Origin of the sequence: Azorhizobium doebereinerae UFLA1-100 (assembly GCF_000473085.1) — a bacterium.
In the GTDB taxonomy this organism is placed as follows: Bacteria; Pseudomonadota; Alphaproteobacteria; order Rhizobiales; family Xanthobacteraceae; genus Azorhizobium; species Azorhizobium doebereinerae.
In genome coordinates this window covers 14,160-27,670 of sequence record NZ_AXBA01000045.1, presented here as the reverse complement: position 1 = coordinate 27,670, position 13,511 = coordinate 14,160, and the positions used below count along the sequence as shown (strand labels likewise).

10 protein-coding genes are annotated in these 13,511 nt (G+C 65.4%); 2 read left to right on the top strand and 8 right to left on the bottom strand.

What is annotated here, in order from left to right:
* The coding region (locus YU1_RS0123330; RefSeq protein WP_029004616.1) for an IS5/IS1182 family transposase at window positions 1–238 on the top strand (238 nt) is incomplete at its 5' end.
* Window positions 239–515: 277 nt separating this feature from the next.
* Here the strand turns inward: YU1_RS0123330 and YU1_RS32905 are convergent.
* The 8 genes from YU1_RS32905 to YU1_RS0123295 all read right to left on the bottom strand — a co-directional run bounded on the left by YU1_RS32905 (window position 516) and on the right by YU1_RS0123295 (window position 12,314).
* Window positions 516–1,412 carry a LysR family transcriptional regulator gene (locus tag YU1_RS32905; protein ID WP_084540076.1) on the bottom strand — a complete coding sequence of 299 codons (897 nt, stop codon included), beginning with the start codon at window positions 1,410–1,412 and terminating at the stop codon, window positions 516–518.
* Window positions 1,413–1,516: 104 nt separating this feature from the next.
* On the bottom strand, window positions 1,517–2,947 hold the full coding sequence (aspA, locus tag YU1_RS0123325) for an aspartate ammonia-lyase (protein WP_198019029.1): 1,431 nt from the start codon (window positions 2,945–2,947) through the stop codon (window positions 1,517–1,519).
* 110 nt (window positions 2,948–3,057) lie between these two features.
* A complete protein-coding gene (locus YU1_RS0123320) occupies window positions 3,058–4,704 on the bottom strand; it encodes a hydantoinase B/oxoprolinase family protein (protein ID WP_280790723.1) in 1,647 nt (548 codons plus the stop codon).
* Between the two features lie 62 nt (window positions 4,705–4,766).
* Window positions 4,767–6,824 carry a hydantoinase/oxoprolinase family protein gene (locus tag YU1_RS0123315; RefSeq protein ID WP_029006135.1) on the bottom strand — a complete coding sequence of 686 codons (2,058 nt, stop codon included), beginning with the start codon at window positions 6,822–6,824 and terminating at the stop codon, window positions 4,767–4,769.
* A 42-nt stretch (window positions 6,825–6,866) separates the two neighbouring features.
* Entirely contained in the window at window positions 6,867–7,859 is a 993-nt protein-coding gene (locus YU1_RS0123310) for an ABC transporter ATP-binding protein (RefSeq protein ID WP_035716496.1), read from the bottom strand.
* Complete coding sequence (locus tag YU1_RS0123305) at window positions 7,859–9,745, bottom strand: dipeptide/oligopeptide/nickel ABC transporter permease/ATP-binding protein (RefSeq protein ID WP_029006133.1); 1,887 nt, start codon at window positions 9,743–9,745, stop codon at window positions 7,859–7,861. Before YU1_RS0123305 ends, YU1_RS0123310 begins: the two co-directional genes overlap by 1 nt.
* A gap of 8 nt (window positions 9,746–9,753) precedes the next feature.
* Window positions 9,754–10,704, bottom strand: coding sequence for an ABC transporter permease (locus tag YU1_RS0123300; RefSeq protein WP_029006132.1), 951 nt, complete (start codon window positions 10,702–10,704; stop codon window positions 9,754–9,756).
* A gap of 35 nt (window positions 10,705–10,739) precedes the next feature.
* Window positions 10,740–12,314, bottom strand: coding sequence for an ABC transporter substrate-binding protein (locus tag YU1_RS0123295; protein ID WP_084540075.1), 1,575 nt, complete (start codon window positions 12,312–12,314; stop codon window positions 10,740–10,742).
* Between the two features lie 203 nt (window positions 12,315–12,517).
* Between YU1_RS0123295 and YU1_RS30900 the strand changes: the two genes are divergently transcribed.
* A complete protein-coding gene (locus tag YU1_RS30900; RefSeq protein ID WP_051357262.1) occupies window positions 12,518–13,510 on the top strand; it encodes a LysR substrate-binding domain-containing protein in 993 nt (330 codons plus the stop codon).
* Window position 13,511 lies beyond the last annotated feature (1 nt).

The following is a 13,511-nucleotide window of genomic DNA, read 5'->3' as shown; positions in this document are numbered from 1 at the left end:
CAGCGACGCCCTGCGCGCCACAATCGCGGCAAGGAACGCGCAGGCGGTCATCCCGTCCAATCCATCCCGCGCCAGGAAGCATAGCCTCGACAGGCACCTCTACGCTCAGCGCCACCTGATCGAATGCTGCTTCTCCAAGCTCAAGCAGTTCAGGCGTGTCGCGACCCGCTTCGAGAAGACCGCGCGAAACTACCTCGCCATCGTCACAATCGCTGCCATCGTCCTGTGGATCAGGTAACTGTCCACACCACCTAGCGGTCGGAGATCGCCTACAGAGGTTCGATCCGTGCACCGCGATGCTGTCCCGCTGCCGTCTGCCTCAACTTGTCGTCCAGGACATGCGAGAAGCACCGCACAGCGCCTCAAGGCCGGCCTCGACCGTCCGTACCCGATGCGGGTCGTTGTCACGCCAGACCTCGGTCTCGATCCCTATGGAGGCTGACATGCCGAGGATCGGGCATTCGCAAGGACGCGGCGGCCAGACCGTAGCGATACGCGCATGGTCCACGGCGCCATCAGCCCGACTGACCTGTCGTCCGAGCGAGAGTTAGGAGTGCACGAGCAGCTGGGCTATCATTCTTAGGAGAGGTTATGACAAAGATCGGGAGCGCCTCTCCGCCGATCGGTCGATAAGTGACCCCCGGTATCGAAAGAATTGTCTCCGACTCCAGCAGGGGCATGATTCCCTGGCGGGCCGCTACCAGCCCCAAAAGGCTATAACGCCCAATGTTATGCACTACCACCTTCGACTCGCCGCCCATGGCCCTTACGCGATCTGTAACGTAATCACGGATCTCATCACCTGATCCGCCAGAGGATGTTAACAAGCGCTCCTGAGCAACGTCGCTCCAGGCCAAGCGGCTTTTAAGCGTCAATGGATGCCCCTCACAAAAGGCGAGAAACACTCGCTCGCGCCAGACCTCGGTTGCATCATACGAATGTGGATGCGAATTCCCAATAGTGAACGCCAAATCAAGATGCGCCTTTCCAAGGGATAGCAGGTGGTGCGCCGCTGATGATTCATGAAATTCAATGTCAATATGAGGGTACTGGCGATCAAAATCGACGAACAGTTGCGAAATAGGTCCGCAAGCCGCAACTGAAAACACCCCGACTCTCAGATGAGCTCTGTCCGGCTGCGCTGTGGCAGCCGCTTCTCTAACACCGGTTTCAAGCTGATCGAGCGCGTCGCGCACCCGATCAAGAAAGCGTTGCCCCGCGAGTGTGAGCGTTATGCCCCCCGAGTGCCTGATAAAGAGAGAGGCGCCGATCTGGTGCTCAAGATTACGAATGCCCCGGCTGACGGATGACTCCTGGATACCCATTGAGATGGCGGCCCTGCGAAAGCTGCCGTGGCTCGCCACCTCGACGAAACAGCGCAGCACCCGCGTTCCGGTAAAAATATCCGGCATGTCCCAATTCAATCCGTCAAATTGAAAGCGTGAGGGTCGGCCGATGACAGCCGATCCTGCACACCTGCCAAAACCATCGGAAGACGAACGCCATCAGGACGCGATCATCTCTCCTGCCCATCGAACATGGTCTGGGGCTTGGTCAGGACGTCCGGGTGGAGCAGCACGTCCAATTGCGCCTTCGAAAGGAGGCGCCTCGCGAGGACGACTTCATAGACGCCGCGATCCGTGGCATGCGCTTCCTGAGCAACGGCCGTGGCGTTGGCGTAGCCGATGTAGGGATTGAGCGCCGTCACAATGCCGATCGAGCGCTCCACCGCGGCGCGCATGGCGCTTTGGTTCGCTGAGATTCCCCGGATGCAGCGCTCTTCCAGGGTAAGGCAGGCCTGCATCAGGTGCGTCATGCTTTTGAACAAGCTGTGCGCGATAATGGGTTCGAAAGCGTTCAGCTGCAGTTGGCCAGCTTCTGCGGCAAAAGTGACGGTGAGGTCGTTGCCAATCACCTCGAAGGCCACCTGGTTCACCACCTCCGGAATCACGGGATTGACCTTTCCCGGCATAATGGAAGAACCCGCCTGGACCGGCGGCAGGTTGATTTCTCCAAACCCGGCCCTTGGCCCGCTGGAGAGCAGGCGCAGGTCGTTGCAGGTTTTGGACAGCTTGACGGCGGTCCGCTTCAAGACGCCGGAGAGCTGGACGAACGCCCCACAATCCTGGGTGGCCTCCACCAGATTGGGAGAGGTCACCAAGGGGATGCCAGTGATCGCCGACAGGTGGGTGCAGACCAGCTTCGCATAGTCGGGATGGGCGGTGATGCCGGTGCCGATGGCGGTGGCCCCCATATTGATCTCACAGATCAGACACGCGGCCTCCCTCAAGCGGTCCTCGTCCTCGCCCAGCATGACGGCGTAGGTGCTGAATTCCTGGCCGAGCGTCATGGGCACGGCATCCTGCAGTTGAGTGCGCCCCATCTTCAGCACGTCATGAAATTCCTCTGCCTTCACCTCGAAGCTCCGGCGGAGGGTGGACATCGCCTCCGCCAGGCGCAGGATCCCCACATGGGCCGCGATCTTTAATGCGGTGGGATAGACGTCATTGGTGCTCTGGCTCAGGTTGACGTGTTCATTGGGGTGGAGGGCCTGGTAGTCGCCCTTCTCCCGGCCCAGAAGCTCGAGGGCCCGGTTCGCGATCACCTCGTTGGCGTTCATATTGGTGGAGGTGCCGGCGCCGCCTTGGATCACATCGACAACGAACTGATCGTGAAGCTTGCCCTCGCGGATCTCCACACAAGCCGCGACGATGGCGTCACACCTGCGTGCGTCCAAAAGGCGCAGATCCACATTGGCGAGCGCCGCCGCCTGCTTGATGCACGCCAAGGCTTCAATGAGATCAGGATAAATCGCGATGGGCGTGCCGGTGATCGGAAAGTTCTCCACCGCACGTAAGGTATGCACGCCGTAGTAAGCGGAGGACGGCACGTCTTTGTCACCGAGGAGATCGTGCTCCAGGCGCGTTTCCATGTCCGGCACGTCCATTCCAGGCCTCACTATGCGCATCCCCCATTCCTGTGCTTTGGTCTTGCAGAGGGCCGACAGAGCGGCTTCCCCTTTCGGCGTGCGCTGGCTCATGCTGCGCGCCCCAGGCCTTAGCCGCGGCCGTAGAGTGATAGGTCCTCGGGAGCGATAAAGCCGTTGTCGAGATCTGTCTGGACTGCCGTAGCCGGTCGTTCGGTGGGGTCGCCGAGGCCGCCGGCGCCGCCCGTCTCGATGCGGATGTTCTCGCCGTGGTTGAGCGTCAGGTGCGTGACCTTGGACGGCAGAATCTTTTCACCGGGAAGGCCGTAGTCGAGATAAAGGCGTGCCGGCAGTCCGTCGCATCCTCCGGCCACGCCGGTGGGGGCATGCTTCTGCCCATCGGAGCGGGCGGAGAAGATGGTGCCGTCCTGAAGGGAGGTGACCTGGCGCACCAGGCCGAGTCCGCCGCGCTGCCTGCCGGCCCCGCCGGAGCGCTCCACCAATGCGTAGGCATCCACCATCAGCGGGTATTCGTTCTCCAGAGCCTCCACGGGCAGGTTGGAGGTGTTGGTGACGTGCACGTGGACCGCATTCATGCCGTCGGTCCGCCCCGTGGCCGGTCCGCCGCCGCCGAGCGTCTCCAGATAGACATAGGTGCCCTCGCGCCGCGCATGCCGGCCCGAGAAGACTACGGTGGGCAGATCGTCATTGCCCGAGGCCATCAGCCGGTCCGCAGGCAAGATGCTGCGGAAGGCGCCGAAGATGGAGCGGGCGATCTTCTGGCAGGTGATTGAACGCGCGCCCGTCGCCGCGGGGAACTGCGCGTTGACGATGATGCCCTTCTCGGCGCGGATCTCGATGGATTGCATCATGCCCTCGTTGGGCATGAGCTGTGGATCGAGGAGCGCTTTGGCCGAATAGAACACCGTTGCCTCCAGCGCACTGGCGGAGACGTTGAGCGCGCCCTTGGCCTGCGGGCCGGTGCCGGCGAAGTCGACGACGAGCCGGCCGTTCTCCACCCAGACGGTGGTGGTGATCGGCACCGGGTCTCCTCCCGATCCGTCGTCGTCGAGATAGCAGGTGAAGGTGCCGCGCGCATTGCCTAGCGCGTCGATGCGCATCTGAAGCCGCCGCGCGGTATAGGCGAGGATATCCTCCACCGCCTGCTCAACGGCAGAAAGGCCCATGTGGGCGGTCAGTCCGCGCAGGGCGGCGTTGCCTTGTTCGTTGGTGGCGATCTGCACGCGCAGATCGAGCGAGCGTTCTTCCGGCTCGCGGGTGTTTTGAACAATAAGGTCGAGGAGGTCTTCGCGCACCTTACCGTCCTCCATGATGAGGAGCGGCGGCAGGCGAATGCCTTCCTCGAACACGGTCCGTGCATTAGCCGAGATCGAGCCCGGAACGCTGCCGCCGACGTCGGAATGGTGCGCGATGTTGGCAGTGAAGAAGCACAGCTCGCCGTCGGCGAACATGGGGGTGACAAGGGCGATGTCCGGCGTGTGGGTGCCGCCGGCGAGATAAGGGTCGTTGCTGATGAAGCTCATGCCCGGTCGCATGTTTTCGGCGGGAAAGCGCTCCAGCGTCGCCTTGACGCTGCCGCGCAGCGAGCCCAAGTGCAGGGGGATGTGGGAGGCCTGCGCCACGAGCCGTCCATGCCGGTCGAACAGGCCAACCGAGCAGTCCTTGCGCTCCTTGATGTTGGTGGAGAAGGAGGACCGGATCAGCGTGTTGCCCATCTCCTCGGTGATGGTGAGGAGACGGTTGGAGAAGACCTCCATGGCGATCGGATCAGCCATGGTCTGGCCGCGGACGAGGGCGGCCTTGGCGGATGTGCCCGTGCTCATTGCGATGCCTTGATGTTGGTGATGATGATGTTGCCTGCGGCGTCCACGTAGAACTTCGCGGATGGCGGGATGACGGTGGTGGAACTCATCTCTTCGACGATGGCCGGCCCGGCGCAGTCGGTCTCGGGCGGCAGCCGCCCCCGTTCGTAGACTGGCGTGGTGACCCGGCCGGACGTGGTCGAGAACACAACGGTGCGCACCCCGATCCGTGCTTCCGCGAGTGTGCCGACGCCTTCTGGGCGGAAGTCATTATGGGGCTTGGGCACGAGACCCACCGCCTTGATGCGGCAGTTGACGATCTCCACCTGCCGGTCGGTGATGTCGTAGCCATATCCGGCGCGGTGGGCGGCAGCGAAGTCGGCGAGGAAAGCGCCGAGACTCACCGCGGCGTCCGGGGGGACGGGCACGGCCACCTCGAAATTCTGTCCTTCGTAGCGGGCCTCGACGAGCTGGACGAAGCGGCGCATGGCTGAGGCAACATTCTCACCGTCGAGCCAGGCGGCCCCCTCCCGGCGCATCTCCTCGAAGTTCTGCTGAGCCGCGGCCCAGGATTGCGCGGTAGCGGGCATGATGCAGGTGCGCACGAAATCGAGGCTGATGTCCGACAGCAGAATGCCCCGTGCGCACATGGTGCCTGGCTCACGGGGAATGATGACCGTAGGGATGCCGCATTCGGCCGCCACGTCGCAGGCGTGCAGCGGCCCGGCCCCGCCGAAGGCCATGAGGGCGAACTTCGACACGTCATGGCCGCGCTCGGTGGAGACCGAGCGGATCGCCCGGCCCATATTGGCGTTGGCAATGCGCAGGATACCGATGGCGGCGTCCTCCACGGACAGGCCGAGCGGGCTAGCCACCTTCTGCGTGACCACCTCCCGAGCCGCCGCTTCCTCGATCTTGAGCTTGCCGTCGAGCAACGCCTGCGGGCTCAGGCGATGCAGGATCACGTTGGCGTCCGTGACAGTGGGCAGGGTGCCGCCGCGCCCGTAGGCCACGGGGCCGGGCACGGCGCCCGCGCTCTGCGGCCCGACCTTCAGCGCCGCGGCATCGTCCATCCAGGCGATGCTGCCGCCGCCGGCGCCGATGACGTGGATGTCGATCATCGGCGTCTTCACCGGATAATCGGCGACGGTGCGGTTGGACGTGAACTGAGGACGCCCGTCGACAATGACCGACACGTCGGTGCTGGTGCCGCCCACGTCGAAGGTGACGACATTGTCGAAGCCGGCCTCCTTGGCCACCACCGCCGCGCCCACCACGCCGGCCGCCGGCCCGGACAGGCAGGTGCGCACCGGAAACTGCCGCACCGTCGGGATCGACATCAGCCCGCCGTTGGAGTGGACCGTGTAGGGCACTACCGTCGATCCGAGGGAATGGACATTGGCGGCGAGCCGGTCGAGATAGGTCTGCATCCGCGGGCCGGAATAGGCGTTCAGCACCGTCGTCGAGAGCCGCTCATATTCGCGGAACTCCGGCAGGAGATCGGACGACGCGGTGACATAGAGGCCCGGCGCGCGCTCGTGCAGCCGATCCCGCACGGCGGCCTCGTGGGCAGGGTTGCGATAGGCGTGGAGGAAGCACACCGCCACCGCCACCGCCCCGCAGGCGATGATCTTGTCGATGACCGCGTCCACCTCGGCCATGTCCAGCGCGCGCAGCACCTCGCCATCCCTGTTCATGCGCTCTGACACCTCGAAGCGTCGGGCGCGCGGGACCAGGACCGGCGGGTTCTGCACCTGGTAGTCATAGAGGTGCGGGCGGGTCTGGCGGCCGATCTCCAGGACGTCGCGGAAGCCGCGGGTGGTGATCAGCGCCGCCCTGGCGCCCCTGCGTTCGATCACCAGATTGGTGGCGACCGTGGTGCCGTGTCCGATGAAGTTGACCCGGCCGGAATCGACGCCGAATTTCTCCAGCATCTCCCGGATTCCGATCAGAATCGCATCGGATGGGTCGGAGGGCGTTGAAGAAACCTTGTGGAATTTCACTTCGCCGTCGGTTTCATTCAGCAGTGTGAAATCGGTGAATGTGCCGCCGACATCGACGCCTATACGGTACATGATGCCTCCATTTGCTTATTGTCTGGTAGGGTCGGGATGTGGCTAGACACGAGGCGTGTCGATGTCGTCGCGCAGGCAGGCATGCTGATGGCCGCCGCCGATGTCCCGCAGCGCGGGCCTTGCCACCGCGCACGCCTCCAGCGCGAAGGCGCAGCGGGTGCGGAAGGCGCAGCCGCTCGGCGGGTTGGCCGGGCTCGGCGGCTCGCCCCGCAGCAGGACGCGCGGCCGGGCGCGCGCGGCACGCGGATCGATTGAGGGCGTCGCCGCCAGCAGGGCGCGGGTATAGGGATGGCGCGGGCGGCGATAGATCTCGCGCGTCGGTGCGGTCTCCACCACGCGCCCCAGATACATCACCATCACCCGGTCGGCGATGAACTCCACCAGGCCGAGATCGTGGGAAATGAAGAGCATCGCCACCTGCGTCTCCCGCTGGAGGGCGGCGATGAGATTCATGATCTGCGCCTGGATGGAGACGTCCAGGGCGGCGACCGGCTCATCGGCGACGATGAGGCGCGGCCTTGCCGCCAGCGCGCGGCCGATGGACAGGCGCTGGCGCTGGCCGCCGGAGAATTCGTGCGGGAAGCGGCGGAGATGGTCGGCCGAGAGGCTCACATGCTCCAGCATGCGCACCACGCTCGCGCGGCGCTCACCGCGCGGCAGAGGGCCGCGCAGGTCAACCGCCTCGCCGATGATCTCCTCCACACGGGCGCGGGGGTTGAGGCTGCTGAACGGGTCCTGGAAGATGATCTGCATGTCCCGCCGCAGCGCCCGCATGCGCGCCGGCGTGGCGCGCGTGAGCTCCTCGCCGTCGAAGGAGATGGCCCCGGAGGTCGGCTCGTTGAGCCGCAGCACCGTGCGGCCCACCGTGCTCTTGCCGGAGCCGGATTCGCCCACGAGCCCCACCACCTCGCCGGAGGCGATATCGAAGCTCACGTCGTCCACGGCGCGGATCGCGGCCGCGGCCTTGGAGAACGGGCCACCCCTGCCGCCGTAGAGCTTGACGAGGTTGCGCACCGAGAGGAGAGGCGCCGTCATCAGATTTCCCTCCAGCGGATGCAGCGGACCTGATGCCCGGCGCCGGCCGCCTCCATGGCGGGGGGCGCCTTGGTGCAGGCCGCGATGGCCTCCGGACAGCGGGGCGCGAAGCGGCAGCCCGGCGGCAGGTCAAGGGGATTGGGCACCGTGCCGGGGATCGAGAACAACTGGCGGCTCTTGTCGGCGCTGCCGCCGTCCTGGGGCACGCTGGCGATGAGGCCCCGGGTGTAGGGGTGGAGGGGCCGGTAGAAGATGTCCTCCACCGGCCCGTCTTCCACAACCTGCCCGCAATACATCACGACCACCCGGTCCGCGATCTCGGCCACCACGCCGAGATTATGGGTGATGAAGACCAGGCCGATGCCCTGCATCTTGCGGATGTCGTCGAGCAGGACGAGGATCTGCGCCTGGACGGTGACGTCGAGCGCGGTCGTCGGCTCGTCGGCGATGAGCAGGCGCGGGCGGCCGCACAGGGCGATGGCGATGGCCACGCGCTGGCGCATGCCGCCGGAGAGCTGGTGCGGATAGTCGTTGAGCCGCCGGGCAGGATCGGGAATGCCGACGCGGCGCAGTTCTTCTTCGGCGCGTGCGCGGGCCTCGGCCTTGGTCATGCGCCCATGGGCGCGCAGCGCCTCCGTCAGCTGGAAGCCGACCGTATAGACCGGGTTGAGGCAGGCCATGGGCTCCTGGAAGACCATGCCGATCTCCTGCCCCCGGTGGGCGCGCATCCTCGCGGCGGGGATGCGTGCGAGGTCGACCGCTGCAGCCGCGCTGGCGCCCGAGCGCTCCGCGCCCTCGCGGGCATAGAGAATCTCGCCACCCGCGATGCGGCCGACACGGCGGGGCAGGAGCTGCATGATGGAGAGGCCGGTCATGGACTTTCCGGAGCCGGACTCGCCCACCAGCGCCACCGTCTCGCCGGGGCGCACACTGAACGAAACCCCGTCGAGCGCCCGGATGACCCCGCGTGGTGTCGCGATCTCGGTCACTAGGCCGCGCACGTCCAGCATCTTGCCCATGGCCGGGACGGCAGCGGGGGAGGCGGCGCGCGCCGTCTTCCGCGGCGCCGGGAACCAGAGGACGGCGGCCTTCGGATCGAACCTGTCGCGCAGCATGTCGCAGACGCGGTTCACCGAATACACCGTCAGCACCAGCGCCAGGCAGGGCCATAGCAACTGCATGGGAGCCTGGTACATGTAAGGCCGCGCCCCGCGGATCATGAGGCCCCAAGAGCTTTCCGGAGGGGTCACGCCGAGCCCGAGGAAGCTCAGGCCGGATTCCAGCAGGATGCAGGCGGCCACCACCAGGGAGAACTGCACGAGGATGGGACCCGCCACATTGGACAGGATGGTGCGGAACAGGATCCGCGGCGCCGTGTGGCCGAGGGCACGCGCCGCCTCCACATATTCGTGATGGCGGACGGATAGGGTTTCACCGAAGGCGACCCGGGCATAGGTGGGCACGAAGAGGACCGCGAGCAGCACCGTCAGCGTCTCGGTGCCGGGGCCGATCAGGGCCACGGTCAGTAGCGCCAGCAGCATGGGGGGAAAGGAAAGAATGACATCGAGAGGCCGCATCGCGAGGATCTCGGGCCAGCCGCCGAAATAGCCGCCGACGAGGCCGAGCGCGACGCCGGCGACGCCCGCAAGCACGGCGGCGATGAACGCCACCGCCAGGGAGGCCCGCGCGCCGAAGGCGATACGGCTCAGCGTGTCCCGGCCGAATTCGTCGGCGCCGAGGAGATGGGCGAAGCTCGGGCTACCGTGACGGTTCATGACGTCCATGGCGATCGGATCGGGCAGCGGCAGGACGGGTGCCAGGATCGCCAGGAGCACGATGCCGGCCAGGAACGCCAGGGCCAGGTTCTGGGTGACATGCTTGGCCATGTGCGCTTTCAACGGGTTCGCACGCGCGGATCGAGCAGGCCGTAGATCACGTCCACGCCCAGATTGATCAACACGAAAAGAATGCAGATGACGAGGACAATGCCTTGGACGGCGGGATAGTCGCGCTGCTCGACCGCTTGGACGAGCATGCCGCTGAGCCCGGGCCAGTTGAAGACATATTCCACGAGGACGGTGCCGCCGAGCAGCGTGCCGAGATGCAGGCCGATCACGGTGACTACGGGGGAGAGCGCGTTGCGCAGGACGTGGAGCGTGAGCACCCGGCGCTCTCCCAGCCCCTTGGCCCGTGCCGTGCGCACCCATTCGCGCTCGAGAAATTCGAGGACGGAGGTCCGCACCATGCGGAACACCACCGGAATGAGGCCGACGGCGATGCTGACGGCGGGCATCAGGAGATAGATCAGGTGCTGGCCGGGGCTTTCCCAGAAGCCGACATAGCCGCCGGCCGGCACCAGCTTCAGGGTCTGCGAGAAGAGGAGAATGAGCAGCGTGCCGGTGACGAAGGCCGGCATCGAGAGCCCGAGGCTCGCCAGCGAGGCAAAGAGCCCGTCCCAGAAGCCGCCCCGCCGCAGGGCCGCCAGCAGGCCGGCCGGCACGCCGACCAGAAGCGACAGGGCTGTTGAAGCCAGGATCAGCTCCAGGGTGCGGGGCAGCCGCTGCGCGATCTCGGCGCTGATCGAGGCGTGGTCCTGGAAGGAGGTCCCGAGGTTGCCCTGTAGGATCCGCCCCAGGTAGGAGGCGTATTGCGCCCCGAGGGGGCGATCGAGGCCGAGTTCGAGCCGAAGCGCCTGGACGCTCTCGTGGCTCGGAGCCATGCCGCCGCTGCTCAGCAGGACCTCGGCGGGGTCACCAGGCACCAGGTGCAGCAGAAGAAAGATAAGCGTCGCAACGGTCAGCAGCGTCACTGCTGCCACCGCCGTTCTGCGGGCTAAATAATGCATCGAAGTCTGGTCTCTGTGAATGCTCTACCGGCCTGTCAGCTCAATTCCGCTTGTTCGAGACGGAGTGCGCTCTGAAACGACAGGAAGCCGGGCAGCGGCGCAAAATTCTTCACCCGGTCGCGCAGCCCGTAGGCCTGCGGACGCCACAGCAGCGGCAGGATGGGAACCTCGTTGATCAGGATGCGCTCGACGCCGGCATAGATCTCGGCCCGCCTTGCGTTCTCGCTTTCCGCGCGCCCGCGTGCCAGGAGCGCATCCATGTCCTTGTTGTCGTAGCCGAAGGCGCGCGTGTAGGAGGGCGCCTGCCGCCCGTCCAGATAGGTGGACACGGCGTCGGGGTCGTTGTAGGCGCCGGCCGTGCCGTTGACGCCGATGTGGTATTTGCCCTCATTGCCGAGTGCGACCCGCGAGGCCCAGTCGGGGAGGCGTAGGTTGGCATTTATGCCCACCGCGGCGAGGTTCTGCTGCACCACGAGCGCGGTGTCATTGTGCTGGGCATATTGCGCGGTGGACAGCAACTCGATGGTGAGGCTGCCTACGCCCGCCTGTTTCATCAGGGCCTTGGCCTTGGCGATGTCGAAACTGAAGCGCTCCTTCACCAAGGCGGGATCATAGGCCGGGCTCGACGGCACCGGCAAGCCATCGATGGGCGAGCCCATGCCGGAAAAGGCGAACTTGTTCAGCCCGTTGCGATCGACAGCATAATTCACCGCCTGCCGCAGCCGGGGGTCCCTGAATGGCCCGTTGACGGTGTTGAACATGAGGTACATGAACGGCCCGTCGACGGAGGCGATGTGGGTGGAGGGGCCGTCCTCGATGCGCGCCATCTGCTGGGTGGAGACGTACTCGATCAGGTCGATATCGCCGGACTCCAGGGCTGCGATGCGCAGGCTCTCGTCGGGAATGGCCACAAACTGGATGCCGCCGACCTTGGGATAGCCCGCATTGTAAAAATTCGGGAAGGCCCTGACCGTGATCGTGCTGCCGCGCTCCGCCTTCTCCAGGACGAAGGGCCCGGCGCCGATATAGTCCGGCGCCTTGGAGGCGCGGGAGACGATCGGCGCGTAGCCGCTGGCCAGAACCTGGATGAAGGTGACCGTGGGCTCCTTCAATGTGATCCGCACGGTCTTCGGATCGACCACCTCGATCCTGTCGATGACCTGCATGTCGGCGCGCAGATAGGCCTTCGAATTGGCGGCCGTGATGAGTTCGTAGGAGAATTTGACGTCTTCCCCCTCCACCGGCGACCCGTCGTGGAAGACGGCGTTGTCCCTGATCCGGAACGTGTAGGTGAGCGGATCGGGGTGCTCGATCGAGGCGGCGATCTCCGGCTTCACGGAGCCGTCCTGCCCGTAGGACATCAGCGAGCGGTAGAGCGCCAATTTGACCGTCAGGGACGCGGTTCCGGTATATTCGAATGGGGCGAGGTTCGGCGGGAAGGACGAGAGCCCGAAGCGCAGGACGCCGGCGCGCTGGGCATAGGCGGGACCGGCCGGAATGCCCACCGTCGTCAGCGTCGCGGCGGCTCCGGCGGCTGCGAGAAATGATCTGCGGCTCAATATGGTGGGAACGCCAAGCGGGCTCATCATCGCCTCTCTGGTTCGCTGCATGCTGCGGATCCCGGCTGACGGGCGCCACTCTGTGCGGGCGCCGAGTCTCGTCCGTGGTGATCGGCATACCTTCTTGCGGGTCCGATGCGATCCGGCGGCATATGAGAACGCCGGATGTCACGTTGCTTTCGCTAGACTAGGCGCGATAGCCAGGCGCTTACAAATAGCGTAAACGGCATACGCTATTCAATTTTGGTATAGGCATGATCAACCACCGCCAGCTTGAAGCCTTCCATGCTGTCATGATCATGGGAGCAACCACCCGGGCCGCCGACATGCTCGGTGTCTCGCAGCCGGCGATCAGCCGCCTCATCAAGCAATTGGAACATTCGACCCGGCTGAAGCTGTTCGAGCGCAGCGGCGGGCGCCTCATCCCGACGCGCGAGGGGCTGCTGTTCCACGCGGAGGTCAGTCGCGCCTTTCAGTCGTTCAGCCGCCTCGGCACAATCGCCGACGACATCCGCAACTATCGGGCCGAGACGCTGAAGGTCGCGGCGCTGCCGGTGCTGGGCTTTTCATTCGTGCCGCATGTCGTCGGGAGCTTCCATGAAGCCTACTCTCGGACGACGATCAACCTTGAGGTCGCCAGCTCGGACTTCGTGCGCGATCTGGTCGCCGCCGGGCAGATCGACGTGGGCTTTGCCGCGGAGGAAATTGATATCTCCGGCGTGTTCGCAGAGCAGTTCGCCATGCCGCCGGCCGTCTGCGCGCTGCCGCGGGGCCATGAGCTCGCCGGCAAGGCGGTCATAACGCCGGCGGATCTGGTCGATCAACCCTTCATATCGCTGTCCCATGCCGATCGTGCCCGGCATCGCATCGACAAGCTGTTCGACCATCAGCGCATCGCGCGCAACGTGGTGGCGGAAACCCATTTTGCCCTGACCATCTGCCAGTTCGTTCAGCAGGGGCTGGGTGTCGGGTTGATCAATCCTTATTGTCTCGACGCGGTCGCCACCGACAGCGTCGTCGTCCGCCCGTTCCTGCCGCGGATCACTTTCAGGACGCTGATGATCTATGCGCCGGACCGCCCGGTTACGGGGGCCGTGGAGATGTTCCGGTCGATCGCGCACAAGCGGGCGGTGCCATTTCTCCGGGAGATCATCCAGCGTTTCGGCGTCTTCGTCAGCGCCGAAGGCGAGGCCGCCTTCGGGCAATTGACGGAGCCGGGCCCGTGGATCCGCAATCCGCTCGCGTGAG

Bases quoted from the DNA above. Each gene is read 5' to 3' on its own strand.
- YU1_RS32905 (WP_084540076.1), bottom strand. From the start codon at position 1,412: ATGCCGGATATTTTTACCGGAACGCGGGTGCTGCGCTGTTTCGTCGAG.
- aspA (WP_198019029.1), bottom strand. From the start codon at position 2,947: ATGGACGTGCCGGACATGGAAACGCGCCTGGAGCACGATCTCCTCGGT.
- YU1_RS0123320 (WP_280790723.1), bottom strand. From the start codon at position 4,704: ATGGAGGTCTTCTCCAACCGTCTCCTCACCATCACCGAGGAGATGGGC.
- YU1_RS0123315 (WP_029006135.1), bottom strand. From the start codon at position 6,824: ATGTACCGTATAGGCGTCGATGTCGGCGGCACATTCACCGATTTCACA.
- YU1_RS0123310 (WP_035716496.1), bottom strand. From the start codon at position 7,859: ATGACGGCGCCTCTCCTCTCGGTGCGCAACCTCGTCAAGCTCTACGGC.
- YU1_RS0123305 (WP_029006133.1), bottom strand. From the start codon at position 9,745: ATGGCCAAGCATGTCACCCAGAACCTGGCCCTGGCGTTCCTGGCCGGC.
- YU1_RS0123300 (WP_029006132.1), bottom strand. From the start codon at position 10,704: ATGCATTATTTAGCCCGCAGAACGGCGGTGGCAGCAGTGACGCTGCTG.
- YU1_RS0123295 (WP_084540075.1), bottom strand. From the start codon at position 12,314: ATGCAGCGAACCAGAGAGGCGATGATGAGCCCGCTTGGCGTTCCCACC.
- YU1_RS30900 (WP_051357262.1), top strand. From the start codon at position 12,518: ATGATCAACCACCGCCAGCTTGAAGCCTTCCATGCTGTCATGATCATG.